Raw genomic sequence first — 13652 nt, 5'->3', positions numbered from 1 at the left:
CTGCTGCTAATATAGCGATTCTTAACGTGTCAGGAAAAAGTCTTCCAGCAACCTGTGGTACGCTCGGCTGTAGACTCCTTTGTTTTCATAAATTACAAAGTCCGGCTGATCCCACATTGCTTCATAGGGTGCTTTACCGACTGCCAATACCCGGCGTATGGCTGGGGCCGATTCAAAGGAATGGATATTTCGTTCCCCCTGCAAGACTAACTGAAACTCTTTTACGGCTTTTTGTTTGACTTGTTCAGCCAAAGGGACGGGCAGTATAAGCTGCAGGCTTCCTCCCGGGCTAAGCCAGCGAGCGGATCGGTCTAATAAATCCGAGAAAAAGGCCATATCGGTATGCCTGGCCAGTTGCTTGCGCAGATCGGGATTTTTCAGCGAATATAAAAAGTAGGGAGGATTCGACACCATCAGATCATACGGCTGCGTTGGCTCAAAATCTTCCAATGCTACGGCATATGCTGTTGTACGCGCCGCAAAAATCGACGATTCAAAATTTTTACGGGCGACGCTCGCCGCCAGCGCATCAATTTCGATCGCATCAACCACTGCTTCAGGAAAGCGCTGAGCAAGCATCAACGCGATAACCCCTGTACCCGTTCCGATATCAAGCACACGCCCAGGACTAGGGCTTGTCGCCATAGCCCCCAGTAGCACACCATCAGTGTTGATTTTCATGGCGCACCCCGCCTGATCAACAGCAAATCGCTTAAACCTGAATACCGACATATTGATGTCCGCAAAGTTAGCGGAATAGTTCAAAGCATCTTATGTGCTTTTGTTATTTAATTTGATAAATTCGTGGATAGTTTCTAACATTGTACGAACGCTAAATGAAGGGTTGTGGATTTTACAGGCTGTGATGTGTTCCGATGTTCTTCCTCGATCTAAAACAATTGATCTTTATCAAAAAAAACGATGGTTGATGTGGATTAGCGGTGGTAAAGGCAAATTAGACAGAACCAGATGAAAAGTTTTCGATACGGTACAGACAAGCTAACGATTGAGGCGGCCATGGCGCTCACGCGCGGAGAAATGAGTGGTACATTATCTGCCAAAGCCCGGCACAGGATTGACCAATCTGCGGCGTTTGTTGAAGGCATTGTATCGCAGAATGAAGTCGTCTACGGAATCAACACAGGGTTCGGCCCGCTTTGCGATACCATTATTTCGCCTGAAGACACCGCCAAATTACAGCATAACCTACTTAAAAGCCATGCCGTCGGCGTCGGCGACATGCTTCCTGTGGAAATGGCGAAAACGATGATGATCATCAAAGTGCAGTCATTGGCACAGGGCTACTCGGGTATACGGCTGCGAACGCTTGAACGAATCATCTGGATGGTTGAACAGAATATCATCCCGGTCGTTCCAGCACAGGGATCGGTCGGCGCATCAGGTGACCTCGCCCCGCTCTCCCACCTCTTTCTGCCGCTTATTGGCCTTGGCGAGGTGTATTACAAGGGCTACATCATGTCTGCGGAGGAAGCGTTAAGTACACAGGGGATGCCACCCATCCAGCTTGGCCCCAAAGAAGGACTGGCACTGATTAACGGCACGCAATTCATTGCAGCACACGCTGTCCATGCGCTATACCGGATGCATAATGCATTGGAAGCGGCTGACATCATCGGTGCCATGTCGCTCGAAGGGCTGATGGGCTCCTACAAGCCATTTGACGCCCGCTTGCACCAAATCCGGCCTTTCCCGGGCAATCAATTGGTCGCCCACCGGCTATGGGAATTGCTTCATAAATCTGAAATCGCCAACGCTCATCCTGATTGCGGCCGGGTGCAAGACCCATATTCGCTGCGCTGTATGCCCCAAGTGCACGGCGCTTCGCGCACGGCATGGCTCCACCTCAAAGAGCTCACCGAGATAGAAATCAATGCGGTGACCGACAATCCTATTGTCCTGGGCGCACATGATGCCATCAGTGGCGGAAATTTCCATGGACAACCTTTGGCAATAGCCCTTGATTACGCCACCGTAGCCGCAGCTGAGTTGGGCAATATTGCCGACCGCCGGAGCTACCTCATCATCGAAGGGCGGTACGGGCTTCCGAAGCTACTTATCCAGGATGCAGGGCTAAACTCGGGATTCATGATCCCCCAGTACACCACGGCGGCTCTAGCGTCCGAGAACAAAACGCTTTGTTTTCCGGCAAGCGCTGACAGCATTCCCACTTCACTGGGCCAGGAAGACCATGTGTCCATGGGCTCCATCAGCGGGCGCAAACTAAACAAGGTCATTGATAACCTCGAATATATTCTTGCAATAGAACTATTGTATGCTGCACAGGCCATAGACTTTCGTCGACCGCTTAAGTCGTCCGAGGTATTGGAGGCATGCCACGAACTGGTGAGGAGCAAAGTACCTTTTGCTGACAGTGACCGCATCTTTTCCTATGATATCAAAACGCTTAAACAACTGATCAGCAGTGGCACATTCGTACACCGGGCAAATGAAGCCGCAGAAACATACGGCTACCATCTCAACAAAACGGTTTACGAAGCCTTCAGCCTTTCTTGAATGACGAGCTAAGATAGCTCAATTAAAAATTACTGCTCCCCCAACTGGGTAATGGCTGGTATAGCGAAGATCGCGGCATGCCCGATTTTTAAGGTAGAACGGCCTAAGCCTCAAATTTGTAACCCACCCCTTTCACGGTGGAAACATAGCTTTCGCCTATTTTTTCACGCAGTTTGCGGATGTGAACATCGATAGTGCGGTTTGTCACGACCACTGAGTCCTCCCAGATATTTTTTAGGATCACTTCCCTCGTGTACACTTTACCCGGCTTGGATGCCAACAGGTAGAGCAGCTCAAATTCTTTCTTGGCCAACACTATTTTTTCACCGTTTTTGAACACTAAAAACGCTTCTCGGTCGATAACGAGGTTGGCAATCTCAAGCTTTTCGTTCGGGAGCTCTTCATGCTGTGCATTGCGGCGTAGGATGGCATTAATCCGGCTTAACAAGGCGCGTGGCTTGATTGGCTTGGCAATATAGTCATCAGCACCTACATTAAACCCAGCTATCTCAGAGTATTCTTCGCTACGGGCCGTCAAAAATACCATAAACGTACTTTTAAACTCGGGCATAGCCCGCATAATGCGACAGGCCTCAATGCCATCCATTTTAGGCATCATGACATCAAGGATAATCAGATCGGGCATGACTTTCTTTGCCGTGGTCACAGCCTCCTGGCCGTTTGACGCCGTATAGACCTGGTAGCCTTCGCGTTTAAGGTTATAAGCAATTAACTCTACGATATCCGGCTCATCGTCTACCACCAATATCTTTTGTTTTACGGTACTCATGGTGTTATTTTTTGCTAAAGTATGTACTTAATGACAAATAATGGTTAAACCAGCATTAATAAATCGTTAAACAACACCGCTGCTTTAACAAAAAAGAAGCACTAATCCAATGTTTTCTTCAAAAAGGCTTCGAGGTCGGGGCCCCGTAAATTCTTAGCGATAATGATCCCCTGGGGATCAAGCAGGTAGGATGTCGGGATGGCCTGTATTCGGTAAAGCCCCACTACTTCGCTCCCCCACTGCTGTAAATCAGAAACCTGTGTCCACTCCAATCCGTCATCGCGGATGGCACGCATCCAAGCCCCGGGGTTACCATCGAGCGATACTCCCAGCACAGTAAACCCTTTATCCTTATACGCATGATACTGCTTAACGATGTTTGGGTTTTCTTCACGACAAGGCACGCACCATGATGCCCAGAAATCGACAAGCGTATATTTGCCTTTGAAATCAGATAGCTTTATTGGCTGGTTATTTGGCGTAAGCGACTCGAAATCGGGAGCGGGCTGCCCGACGGCCAGTCGCTTCAATCGTGCCATTTCCTCTAAAAATTGCCGTACTCGCGCATTATCATCCCACCGTCCGGCAATGCGGTCGGCATACGCAATCAATTCTGTTTCTGCAAGTTCGGCATCCAAGGTACTCATTGCGTAGAACCCGGCCAAATCGTCGTGCTGATTGGCAAACTGTACCGCGGATTTCGTATACTGTTGCATACGTTCGCGATATTTTTGAAGGAATTGCTGCCTGAGGTTCATCAGTGCCGTATCATCCAGCCCCGCCGCCTGGCTCGCAAAAGCTGTTTCAAGCTCCTCCTGAAAGCGCTCTTTTTCGGCTATAGTGCCGGCAAAGCTCTTTATTTTTTCCGACAGCGGCGAACCGGAAATTTCATAATCGTCGCTATCCTTCGTCAGGTCTGCGCGAAAAGATAGCTGGTCCCCGTTTTGCAGGATAACGTGATACCTGTTAATTCCCGCTTCCAGCGTCAGCAGCCGGGGATGTGATGCTGCGCGGCGGAACCGGAATGCTCCCTTTTCATTTAAGAACACCGAATCCAACTTCCGATCGCCTTCATAGAGCAGAACGGTCTTTATGTTACCAGCGTTATCGATTTGCCCGTCGATCGTAAATGCTTCGTTGCCTGAACAGGCCAGAAAAAGCACGCTTACCCATCCCAATAAGATTGCAATATTATTCGTCATCTTTGATAACCTTTGTGTGATCGTCCACATAACTTTTTGCCTTAGCCAAAGCCCTGTCCAAGCCACTTGCGTCCTTACCACCAGCCGTCGCGTAAAACGGCTGGCCGCCACCACCGCCCTGTATCTCCCGGGCTAGCTCCCGTACAATTACACCCGCATTCCAGCCCCGGTCTGAGACCAGATTGTCCGAAATGACAACGGTAAGCCCCGGCTTGTCGCCGATTACCGTCCCCAGCACCAGAAAGAGGTTGTCGACATAGCCTTTCAGCGCATATGCGAGCGTTTTCACCGCATCCGCGTTGGGCACGTCTATCTTTTCGGCGAGGAAGTTAACGCCATTCACAGGCACAACCTTGGCTGCTAAATCCTGTTTAAGGCTAAGCGCTCGTTCGGCCACGGTCCGTTCGATTTCCTTTTTCAGGTGGCTATTCTCGTCGACTACCTTCGACAGCGCTTTGACGAAATCCTTAGGGTTGTTGAGCAACTCCTTAAACTTACTGACAATATCAATCTGTTCATAGATAAACTGCTCCGCACGGCTTCCCGTAATCGCTTCAATTCGCCTTACACCGGCAGCCACTGCGCTTTCCGCCACAATTTTAAAGAAGCCGATTTGGCCGGTAGCACGGACGTGTGTCCCACCGCACAATTCTTTCGAAAATTGGTCGTCAAAGGTAATGACCCGCACCCTATCACCATATTTTTCACCGAATAATGCCGTTACGCCGGCATCAACAGCTTGCTGGAACGGCACATCCCGTTCTTCCTTCAACGGAATATTTTCGCGGATTTTTGCGTTGACAATACGTTCGATCTGCAAGAGTTCCTCTTCGCTGACTTTGGCAAAATGCGAAAAATCAAATCGCAGGTATTCCGCATTCACCAATGACCCTTTTTGGTTTACATGCGTACCGAGCACCTGTTTCAATGCGGCATGAAGCAGGTGGGTGGCGGAATGGTTACCTTCTGTTTCACGTCGTTTGGCAACATCAACCTTGGCCACCAACGTAGCGGACAAATCCGTAGGTAAGTGCGGCGTAAAATGCACAATCAATCCGTGTTCCTTTTTGGTATCCGTAATGGCTAGTTGTTCACCGGTGTCGGCCACGATTAATACGCCGGTGTCGCCCATCTGCCCACCACCTTCCGCATAAAAAGGTGTTTTAGCAAGCACAAGCTGGTATTGATCCACTCCTTTTGTACTGATTTTCCGATATTTCAGGATTTCGGTATGACACGTTAATTGGTCGTAGCCGACGAAATCCACCTGATCTTCTTCACGCAAAACCACCCAATCGCCTGTATCGACAGCCGTAGCAGCACGGGATCGGCTTTTTTGAGCTTCCAGCGCTTGCTGAAAACCCTGCATGTCAACCGTCCATCCTTTTTCACGTGCCAGCAGTCCGGTTAAATCAATCGGAAAACCGTAAGTATCATACAACTCAAAGGCAAAGCCGCCATCAATCATCTTAGCGTCTCCATTGCCAATGTAATTTTCAAAGCGCTGCACGCCGGTAACGAGCGTACGCAAAAACGATTGCTCTTCCTCGAGCACCACCTTCTGCACAAATTCCTGCTGCGCGGACAACTCGTCGAATACCCCCTCAAACTGCTTGGCCAAAAGCGGCACCAACTCGTGCAAAAACGGCTCCTTGAAGTGCAGGAACGTATAGGCATACCGCACGGCCCGGCGCAAAATACGGCGGATGACATAACCAGCCTTATTGTTGGATGGAAGCTGCCCGTCAGCAATGGTGAAACTGATCGCACGGATATGGTCAGCCATGACCCGCATTGCGATATCCGTCTGCTCGTTGGCACCATAAGACACCCCTGCCCGCTCCGCAATGTAGTTGATGATGGGCCTGAACACATCCGTGTCGTAATTCGACGCCTTGCCCTGGATGACGCGTACGAGGCGTTCAAACCCCATCCCGGTATCGACGTGCTTGGCCGGCAGTGGCTTCAGGGATCCGTCTTTCTGCCGATTAAACTGCATAAACACCAGATTCCAGATTTCGATGACCTGCGGGTGGTCAGCATTGACCAAGGTCCTGCCATCCACGGTCTGGCGTTCGGCGTCCGGGCGGCAATCCACATGGATTTCCGAACACGGGCCGCATGGGCCAATATCCCCCATCTCCCAGAAATTATCTTTTTTGTTGCCCAGAAGAATACGATCTTCGGCGATGATCGCGCTCCAAAAGTTATACGCTTCTTCATCCTTCGGCAAACCATCTGCTGGATCGCCCTCAAAGATGGTAACGTACAACCTGTCTTTATCCAGCTTGTACACCTCGGTAAGGAGCTCCCAGCTCCATGTAATGGCTTCTTTCTTAAAATAATCACCAAAACTCCAGTTGCCCAGCATTTCAAACAGGGTATGGTGGTAAGTGTCTATCCCCACTTCTTCCAGGTCGTTGTGTTTACCGGAGACGCGCAGACAACGCTGGGTATCCGCAACACGGGGATACAGGGCCTGTGCTTCCCCTAAAAAGATATCTTTGAACTGGTTCATACCAGCATTGGTAAACATCAGCGTGGGATCATTTTTGATAACCACCGGTGCTGACGGTACTATCTGATGCCCCTTATCGTTGAAAAAAGCCAAAAAAGCTTCGCGGATTTCCCTACTTGTCATTTGAAAAAATGCGTTTGATATTTTTCGCAAACTTAGGCAAAATTGCCTGTTTATGCAATTTGTACAAGCGGCCTGCCACCGGCAAAGATGCCGAAACGCACTTTTTGGCGCAGCCAAATCAAACATTTCACGTAAAATACAAAAAATGGCAAGCTAATTGCTTAATCGCTTCCAAAATCAAAACTATCGCTTAATAAATTACCAAGCATGAAAATGAACGTAAAAAAAGCCGGCGCCCTTGCTGCAGCAGGGATACTCGCCGTTACCCAACTTGTTGCCCAAACCCCCACAATCAATGAGGTAAAACCTTTTGCACCCGAATCCGAGTACCGGACTTGGTCTATTGGTGTACATGGCGGCCTTCTAAATCAATCCAACCTCATCGGTCTACGACGCAGGTTCGATAAGGTAGAGCACAATTTTGGATATGGCGTATATGTAAAAAGGCAAATCCTCCCCGGTTTCGGCATTCAAGCTGAATATATGGGCGGGAAAGTAACAGGTGCCTATAAAGACAATAACAACTCTTTTGAGACCAAGCTGCCTTGGTCCGTGGCATTATCAGCCCACGTCACACTGGCCAACATCAACTGGCGGCATCATCAAGGACTCATTAAGCCATACTTAAACGTTGGCCTGGGTGCATTGGGTTTTGAGCCCACCACCGAAATAAATGGCATCACAGCGACCTATGACTCGACTACCGAACTTTTTGTTCCTGCAGGCCTGGGGTTGAAATTTGCCGTTGCACCCGATATCAACATCGATTTGGGCTACCGGATGAACCTGGTACAATCAACCACTTTTGACGGTGTGCGCGGCGGAGGATCGAAAGACCTCTTTTCCTATGCCCATGTAGGTGTTGAATTTGCACTGGGCAACAAGTCAAAACCAGTTTTGGCGAACAGCAATCCAGTATCGAGCATGCAGAAAGAATATTTGGCTCAATACGACGACTTGGTCGCACAAAAAGAAGCACTGAAAGCGCAGCAAGCTGAGAACGAAAAATTACAGGCTCAAATGGAGCGGTTGTATGCAGACTTAGCCGATGACGACGGGGATGGTGTAGCCAATCGTTATGACAAGTGTCCGGATACTCCTGAAAACACAAAAGTAGATGGTGCAGGATGCCCATTGCCTGAACCCAAAGCGCCTGTCGTGCAACAAGTGGTTGTGACCGAAGAAGACCGCCGCGTCGTAGATGAAGCGATTCAAAACCTGGAATTTGATCTTGGGAAAGCGACCATTCGTCCCTCATCGCACGCCAGCCTGAATAAAGTTGCCGCGTTATTAATTGAGAAAAACTTCAGCCTCAAATTAGCTGGCCATACAGACAACACCGGCTCCATGCAAACCAATATGCGCCTATCGAAGGAACGTGCGGAAGCGGTGAAGGCATACCTCGTCAGCAAAGGCGCCAATCCATCGCGCATAGAAGCCACGGGATACGGGCCGACGCAACCCATCGCCAGCAACAACACAGCGGAAGGCCGCCAACAAAACCGGAGGGTAGAGTTTACGTTGTACTAAGTTGGGAATCCCAAAACCGGTAGTCGGAAGGTTGGAAGTCCCATGTGGTCTTCCAACCTTCCGATTCCCGGTTTTCTTACTTATATTAAATTTTGAATTCCAATTTATTAACCGTACCTTTGCACCGCCTTAGGCAATAGTGCCTATTGTAATTAAACATATTGATGAACCCATTTATTGAACTGGGGATCCGTCATGATATTGTTAATGCCATCACAGAGTTAGGGTTTGAAAAACCTACTCCCATTCAGGAACAAGCCGTTCCCGTACTTTTGACAGGCAGCAACGATTTTGTCGGATTAGCCCAAACCGGTACCGGCAAAACCGCAGCTTTTGGCTTGCCATTGTTAGAATTGTTGGACTTTTCGCAAAAACACCCGCAGGCGTTGGTACTATGCCCAACCCGCGAACTGTGTTTGCAGATTGCGAAAGACATCGAAAAATTTGCCAAGAACATTCCGAATGTGCATGTCGTCGCCGTTTACGGTGGCGCGAGCATCAGCGACCAGTTGCGGCAGATCCGTCGAGGTGTACAGATTGTCGTGGCCACCCCTGGCCGCATGCTGGACATCATCGGCCGTGATGCCATCGATTTCTCCAACGTGAAGTATGTTGTGTTGGACGAAGCCGATGAAATGCTCAACATGGGCTTTCAGGAAGACATCAACAATATCTTGTCTACCACCCCGGACGAGAAGAAAACGTGGCTGTTTTCAGCCACTATGCCAGCCGAAGTGCGGCGGATTGCCAAAAATTACATGACCGATCCGTTTGAACTGACCGTAGGCACCAAAAACAGCGGCAACGCAAACATCGAGCACCATTATTACGTGGTGCGTGCTCGCGACAAGTACGCTGCATTCAAACGCATCGTAGATTCCAATCCTGAGATTTTCGGCATCGTATTTTGCCGTACAAAGGTAGAAACGCAGGAAATCGCCGAAGCACTCATCAAAGACGGCTACAATGCGGACTCGCTGCACGGCGATCTGTCGCAGCAGCAGCGCGATAAAGTGATGAAACGCTACCGGGATAGGAGCCTTCAACTGCTTATTGCCACGGATGTGGCCGCCAGGGGCATCGACGTGAACGATGTGACCCACGTCATCAATTTCTCGTTGCCTGACGAAATTGAAAATTACACGCACCGTAGCGGACGAACCGCCCGCGCAGGGAAAACGGGTATTTCCATTTCTTTGGTAAACCTGAAAGAACTGGGCAAAATCCGCCAAATCGAAAAGGTCATCGGCAAACCCTTCGTTAAAATGGAGGTACCGAAAGGCGATGCGGTTGTTGAAAAGCAACTCTTTGCTTTAATCAACAAGGTACACGAGGTAGCCGTCAATGACGATCACATCGATCGGTACCTGCCCCAAATCATGGAAAGTTTTGCCGATTTGAGCAAAGAAGAAATCATTAAGCGTTTTGCTTCCCTTGAATTCAACCGGTTCTTGGAATACTATCAAAACGCACCGGACCTCAACGTGGATGCCCACGAGGCACGTAGCGGTGATCGCAGAGGAAAAGCAGAACGCTTTGGCCGCGACGGGTATAAATCGGATTACACCCGGCTGTTCATCAACCTCGGTTCGGTAGACGATTTTACGCGCGGAGACATACTCGGTTATATCTGCAACACGACAAATATCAGCGGAAAAGCTATTGGCAAGATAGACCTCAAAGGTGTATATACATTTTTTGAAGTTGAAAATTCATCTGTTGACAAGGTGTTCCGGGGCTTTCAGAATGTTGATTTCAACGGACGTTCCGTACGTGTGGAAAACGCTGGTGAAGGACGCGGTGATAGCCGAGGCGGCGAAAAGCGTACCCGATCGTTCCGCAACGGAGGCGGGGAAAGCGGTGGACGCCGTAAACGTGAAAGCGGTGGTGGTTTCCGGGATTTTGGCGGGAAACGCCGTGAAAAAAGCCGTTGGTAGACAATAACGTATATCACAAAACAAGGGCTTGCCGGAACACCGTGCAAGCCCTTTTTCTTTTTATTGCTTATTGACCGCCGTATTACACGCTATTTCAGGTCTACCAATTTCATCCGCGGCACCAACGACTTCATAATCACCCAGGCTATCAGATAAGAAACCGCACAAATGGAAAACATGATGGTGTACCCGGTGTGAATGCGGTCAATTGCCGCATAGTGGTCGAAAACAGCACCGCCAAGTTTACTCATTACCACACCGCCTAAGCCGCCCGCCATGCCGCCGATACCGGTCACGGAAGCTACAGTAATCTTGGGGAACATATCCGATACCGTCGTGAAGATATTGGCCGACCACGCCTGATGCGCCGATGCACCGACACCGATCAACACGACAGGAATCCAGTAACTGATTCCTCCCAGCGGTTGCGCAGCCAACACGACAAGTGGAAACAATGCGATGATCAGCATAGCTTTCATACGCCCGTCATAGGGTGAATAGCCTTTATTGATATAATACTTGGGAAACCAGCCCCCGCCGATGCTCCCGAACATGGTCATGCTGTAAAGCACTGCAAGGGGAAGCATAATCGCTACGCCTTCCATACCGTATTGTGCCTTCAGGTATGCCGGCAACCAAAACAGAAAGAACCACCAAACCCCATCCGTCATGAATTTCCCGGCAGCAAATGCCCACGTCTGGCGGTACCCCAACAAACGGACCCAGGGCACTTTTTCGGCTTTTTCTTCCTCCCGGTCAGCAGGCACGTCCACGACCTCCACATCACTTTGTATGTAAGCAAGCTCAGCAACCGACAGCCGCTTTTGCTTTTCAGGCTTCTCATAAAACCAAAACCAGAAAATGAGCCACAGGAACCCTACTGCGCCAATGACGACGAAGGTACTCTGCCACCCCCAGTTCAGCGCCATCCAAGGCACTGTGAGCGGAGCCAAAATAGCGCCCACATTGGAACCCGAGTTAAATATACCGGTAGCAAATGCCCGATCTTTCTTGGGAAAGTATTCCGCCGTCGCTTTGATGGCAGCGGGGAAATTGCCTGATTCGCCAAACCCCAGCAACGCCCGGGCAATGATAAAACCAACCACAGATACCGAGAGTCCTGTGATGCCGAATACCCCCAACAAGCTGACAGCCCCTTCGCCGATGGGAATCGCAACCGCGTGTACAATGGCAGCAACCGACCAAACGATGATGGCAACGGCAAACCCCCACTTGGTTCCCAAACGATCGATAATGCGTCCGACGAACAACATTGACAAGGCATAGATAAACTGGAAAGCCGCCAAGATGTTGGAATAATCCGTATTGGACCACCCGAACTCCTCCTCCAAGGTAGGGTGCAATAAACTGAGTACTTGCCTGTCTAAATAGTTAACGGTCGTGGCAAAAAACAACAATGCACAGATCGTCCATCGGTATCTGCCTACTGGCTGTGTTGGAGTCATAATATAAGTATCAAGATGATTAGATTTATATCGCGTAAACGTTTACGCCATCCAAAGATAGGAAGACTTCGTTAATTACCACCTTTTACTACCGGAATTTTTGCGAAATCGTTTTCGTTGCTAAGCCGAAGTTCCTTCCCAACCAAAGTACCGATTGGCATTGTGATAGCATATATCCTGAATCATTTGCCCTATCCATTCGATGTCATTCGGTAGTTCGCCGTTCTCGATTTCCGTTCCAAACAGATCGCATAAAAGCCGTCTAAAATACTCGTGCCTGGGAAACGAAAGGAAGCTCCGTGAGTCCGTCAGCATGCCGACAAAACGACTGATCAGCCCCATGTTGGAGAGTGCATTCATTTGTTTAATCATCCCATCCTTTTGATCAAGGAACCACCATGCTGATCCAAACTGGATCTTCCCCGCAATAGAGCCATCGTTGAAGTTGCCAATCATGGTCGCCATCAACTCATTATCGGCGGGATTTAGGTTGTAAAGAATTGTCTTGGCCAGCTGATCACGACTGTCAAGCCGATTCAAGAATTTCGAAAGCGTCTGGCCCTGGCTAAAATCACCGATGGAATCCCAGCCGGTATCCGGGCCAAGTTTATGCAGCATCCGTGAGTTGTTGTTGCGCAAAGCACCCAAATGGTATTGCTGTACCCAATTCTTTTCTGCATCCCATTGTCCAAACAACAGCAACAGTGCGGATTTTATTTTCCGGCATTCGCCATTGTCCAGGGGGGTTCCGTTCAGCGCCTTTCTGAATACGCGATTAACCTCCTCGTCCGTAAAATCGTCACAATAAATTTCCTCAAGGCCATGGTCAGACACCGAACAGCCCATATCTGCAAAGAAATCATGGCGTCTCTTAAGAGCCTCCACAAAATCGGCGTACGAGGCAATGGATACTCCTGCCGCTTCCTCCAGCCGGGAGACGTACCGTTGGAATTTCGTTAAATCATCCAGGTTCATGGCCATATCAGGGCGGAAAGCGGGCAGAACAGGTATTTCATACCCCTCATCTTTCAACTGCTGATGAAAATTGAGCGAATCGACCGGATCATCCGTTGTGCAGATGACCTTGACATTCATTTTGTCCAGCAACCCCCGCACCCGGTACTCGGGCGACTGCAATTTTTCGCGGGTCTCGTCATAAATCCGGTCGGCCGTATCCGCATTCAGCAGATCCGTGATCCCAAAATAGCGTTGCAGCTCGAGGTGTGTCCAGTGATACAGCGGATTCCGCATGGTATAAGGCACAGTCGCCGCCCATTTACGAAATTTCTCCCGGTCGGGTTTATCACCGGTGATATACTGTTCATCCACACCATTCGTGCGCATCGCCCGCCATTTGTAGTGATCACCATTCAACCATACTTTGGTGATGTTCTCAAACTGGGTGTTTTCGGCAATCTGTTGCGGCGGCAAATGGCAATGGTAGTCGATGATGGGCATGGCCGACGCATAGTCGTGATACAGCGTCTGCGCTGTCTTTGTGTTCAACAGAAAGTGCTCGTCTAAAAACTTCTTCATACCTATATTCGTAAA

The 13652-nt window shown here is 49.5% G+C and carries 9 protein-coding genes; 3 read left to right on the top strand and 6 right to left on the bottom strand.

Features of this window, described 5'->3' with window-relative positions; translation table 11 throughout:
* Positions 1-21: 21 nt before the first annotated feature.
* A complete protein-coding gene (locus tag JHJ32_RS03020) occupies positions 22-765 on the bottom strand; it encodes a tRNA1(Val) (adenine(37)-N6)-methyltransferase (RefSeq protein WP_233632452.1) in 744 nt (247 codons plus the stop codon).
* 204 nt (positions 766-969) lie between these two features.
* Here JHJ32_RS03020 and hutH point away from each other — a divergent pair, with 204 nt between their 5' ends.
* Positions 970-2535, top strand: coding sequence for a histidine ammonia-lyase (hutH, locus tag JHJ32_RS03015; RefSeq protein WP_079716872.1), 1566 nt, complete (start codon positions 970-972; stop codon positions 2533-2535).
* Between the two features lie 103 nt (positions 2536-2638).
* Here hutH and JHJ32_RS03010 read toward each other — a convergent pair whose 3' ends face one another.
* The 3 genes from JHJ32_RS03010 to alaS all read right to left on the bottom strand — a co-directional run bounded on the left by JHJ32_RS03010 (position 2639) and on the right by alaS (position 7168).
* The gene (locus JHJ32_RS03010) at positions 2639-3325 is read right to left on the bottom strand and encodes a response regulator transcription factor (protein ID WP_079716873.1); all 687 of its coding nucleotides are present in this window, start codon (positions 3323-3325) and stop codon (positions 2639-2641) included.
* 101 nt (positions 3326-3426) lie between these two features.
* The gene (locus JHJ32_RS03005; RefSeq protein ID WP_200119771.1) at positions 3427-4527 is read right to left on the bottom strand and encodes a TlpA disulfide reductase family protein; all 1101 of its coding nucleotides are present in this window, start codon (positions 4525-4527) and stop codon (positions 3427-3429) included.
* The gene (gene alaS, locus JHJ32_RS03000; protein WP_200119769.1) at positions 4517-7168 is read right to left on the bottom strand and encodes an alanine--tRNA ligase; all 2652 of its coding nucleotides are present in this window, start codon (positions 7166-7168) and stop codon (positions 4517-4519) included. The genes JHJ32_RS03005 and alaS overlap by 11 nt, the downstream gene beginning before the upstream one ends.
* Before the next feature lie 207 nt (positions 7169-7375).
* Here alaS and JHJ32_RS02995 point away from each other — a divergent pair, with 207 nt between their 5' ends.
* Together JHJ32_RS02995 and JHJ32_RS02990 are read left to right on the top strand one after the other, a co-directional pair.
* Positions 7376-8698, top strand: a complete 1323-nt coding sequence (locus JHJ32_RS02995) for an OmpA family protein (RefSeq protein ID WP_079716877.1) — start codon at positions 7376-7378, stop codon at positions 8696-8698.
* Positions 8699-8862: 164 nt separating this feature from the next.
* Positions 8863-10635, top strand: a complete 1773-nt coding sequence (locus JHJ32_RS02990) for a DEAD/DEAH box helicase (RefSeq protein ID WP_079716878.1) — start codon at positions 8863-8865, stop codon at positions 10633-10635.
* An 89-nt stretch (positions 10636-10724) separates the two neighbouring features.
* Here JHJ32_RS02990 and JHJ32_RS02985 read toward each other — a convergent pair whose 3' ends face one another.
* Positions 10725-12101 carry an MFS transporter gene (locus JHJ32_RS02985; protein WP_200119768.1) on the bottom strand — a complete coding sequence of 459 codons (1377 nt, stop codon included), beginning with the start codon at positions 12099-12101 and terminating at the stop codon, positions 10725-10727.
* A 120-nt stretch (positions 12102-12221) separates the two neighbouring features.
* Positions 12222-13637, bottom strand: a complete 1416-nt coding sequence (gene uxaC, locus JHJ32_RS02980) for a glucuronate isomerase (RefSeq protein ID WP_079716880.1) — start codon at positions 13635-13637, stop codon at positions 12222-12224.
* Positions 13638-13652 lie beyond the last annotated feature (15 nt).

Source organism: Parapedobacter sp. ISTM3 (assembly GCF_016533505.1).
GTDB lineage: Bacteria > Bacteroidota > Bacteroidia > Sphingobacteriales > Sphingobacteriaceae > Parapedobacter > Parapedobacter luteus.
The sequence above is the reverse complement of the archived record's forward strand: the minus strand, read 5'-3'. Positions and strand labels throughout refer to the sequence as shown.

Excerpts from the sequence above, each read along its gene's own strand:
- hutH (WP_079716872.1), top strand. The coding sequence starts at position 970 with ATGAAAAGTTTTCGATACGGTACAGACAAGCTAACGATTGAGGCGGCC.
- JHJ32_RS03010 (WP_079716873.1), bottom strand. The coding sequence starts at position 3,325 with ATGAGTACCGTAAAACAAAAGATATTGGTGGTAGACGATGAGCCGGAT.
- JHJ32_RS03005 (WP_200119771.1), bottom strand. The coding sequence starts at position 4,527 with ATGACGAATAATATTGCAATCTTATTGGGATGGGTAAGCGTGCTTTTT.
- alaS (WP_200119769.1), bottom strand. The coding sequence starts at position 7,168 with ATGACAAGTAGGGAAATCCGCGAAGCTTTTTTGGCTTTTTTCAACGAT.
- JHJ32_RS02995 (WP_079716877.1), top strand. The coding sequence starts at position 7,376 with ATGAAAATGAACGTAAAAAAAGCCGGCGCCCTTGCTGCAGCAGGGATA.
- JHJ32_RS02990 (WP_079716878.1), top strand. The coding sequence starts at position 8,863 with ATGAACCCATTTATTGAACTGGGGATCCGTCATGATATTGTTAATGCC.
- JHJ32_RS02985 (WP_200119768.1), bottom strand. The coding sequence starts at position 12,101 with ATGACTCCAACACAGCCAGTAGGCAGATACCGATGGACGATCTGTGCA.
- uxaC (WP_079716880.1), bottom strand. The coding sequence starts at position 13,637 with ATGAAGAAGTTTTTAGACGAGCACTTTCTGTTGAACACAAAGACAGCG.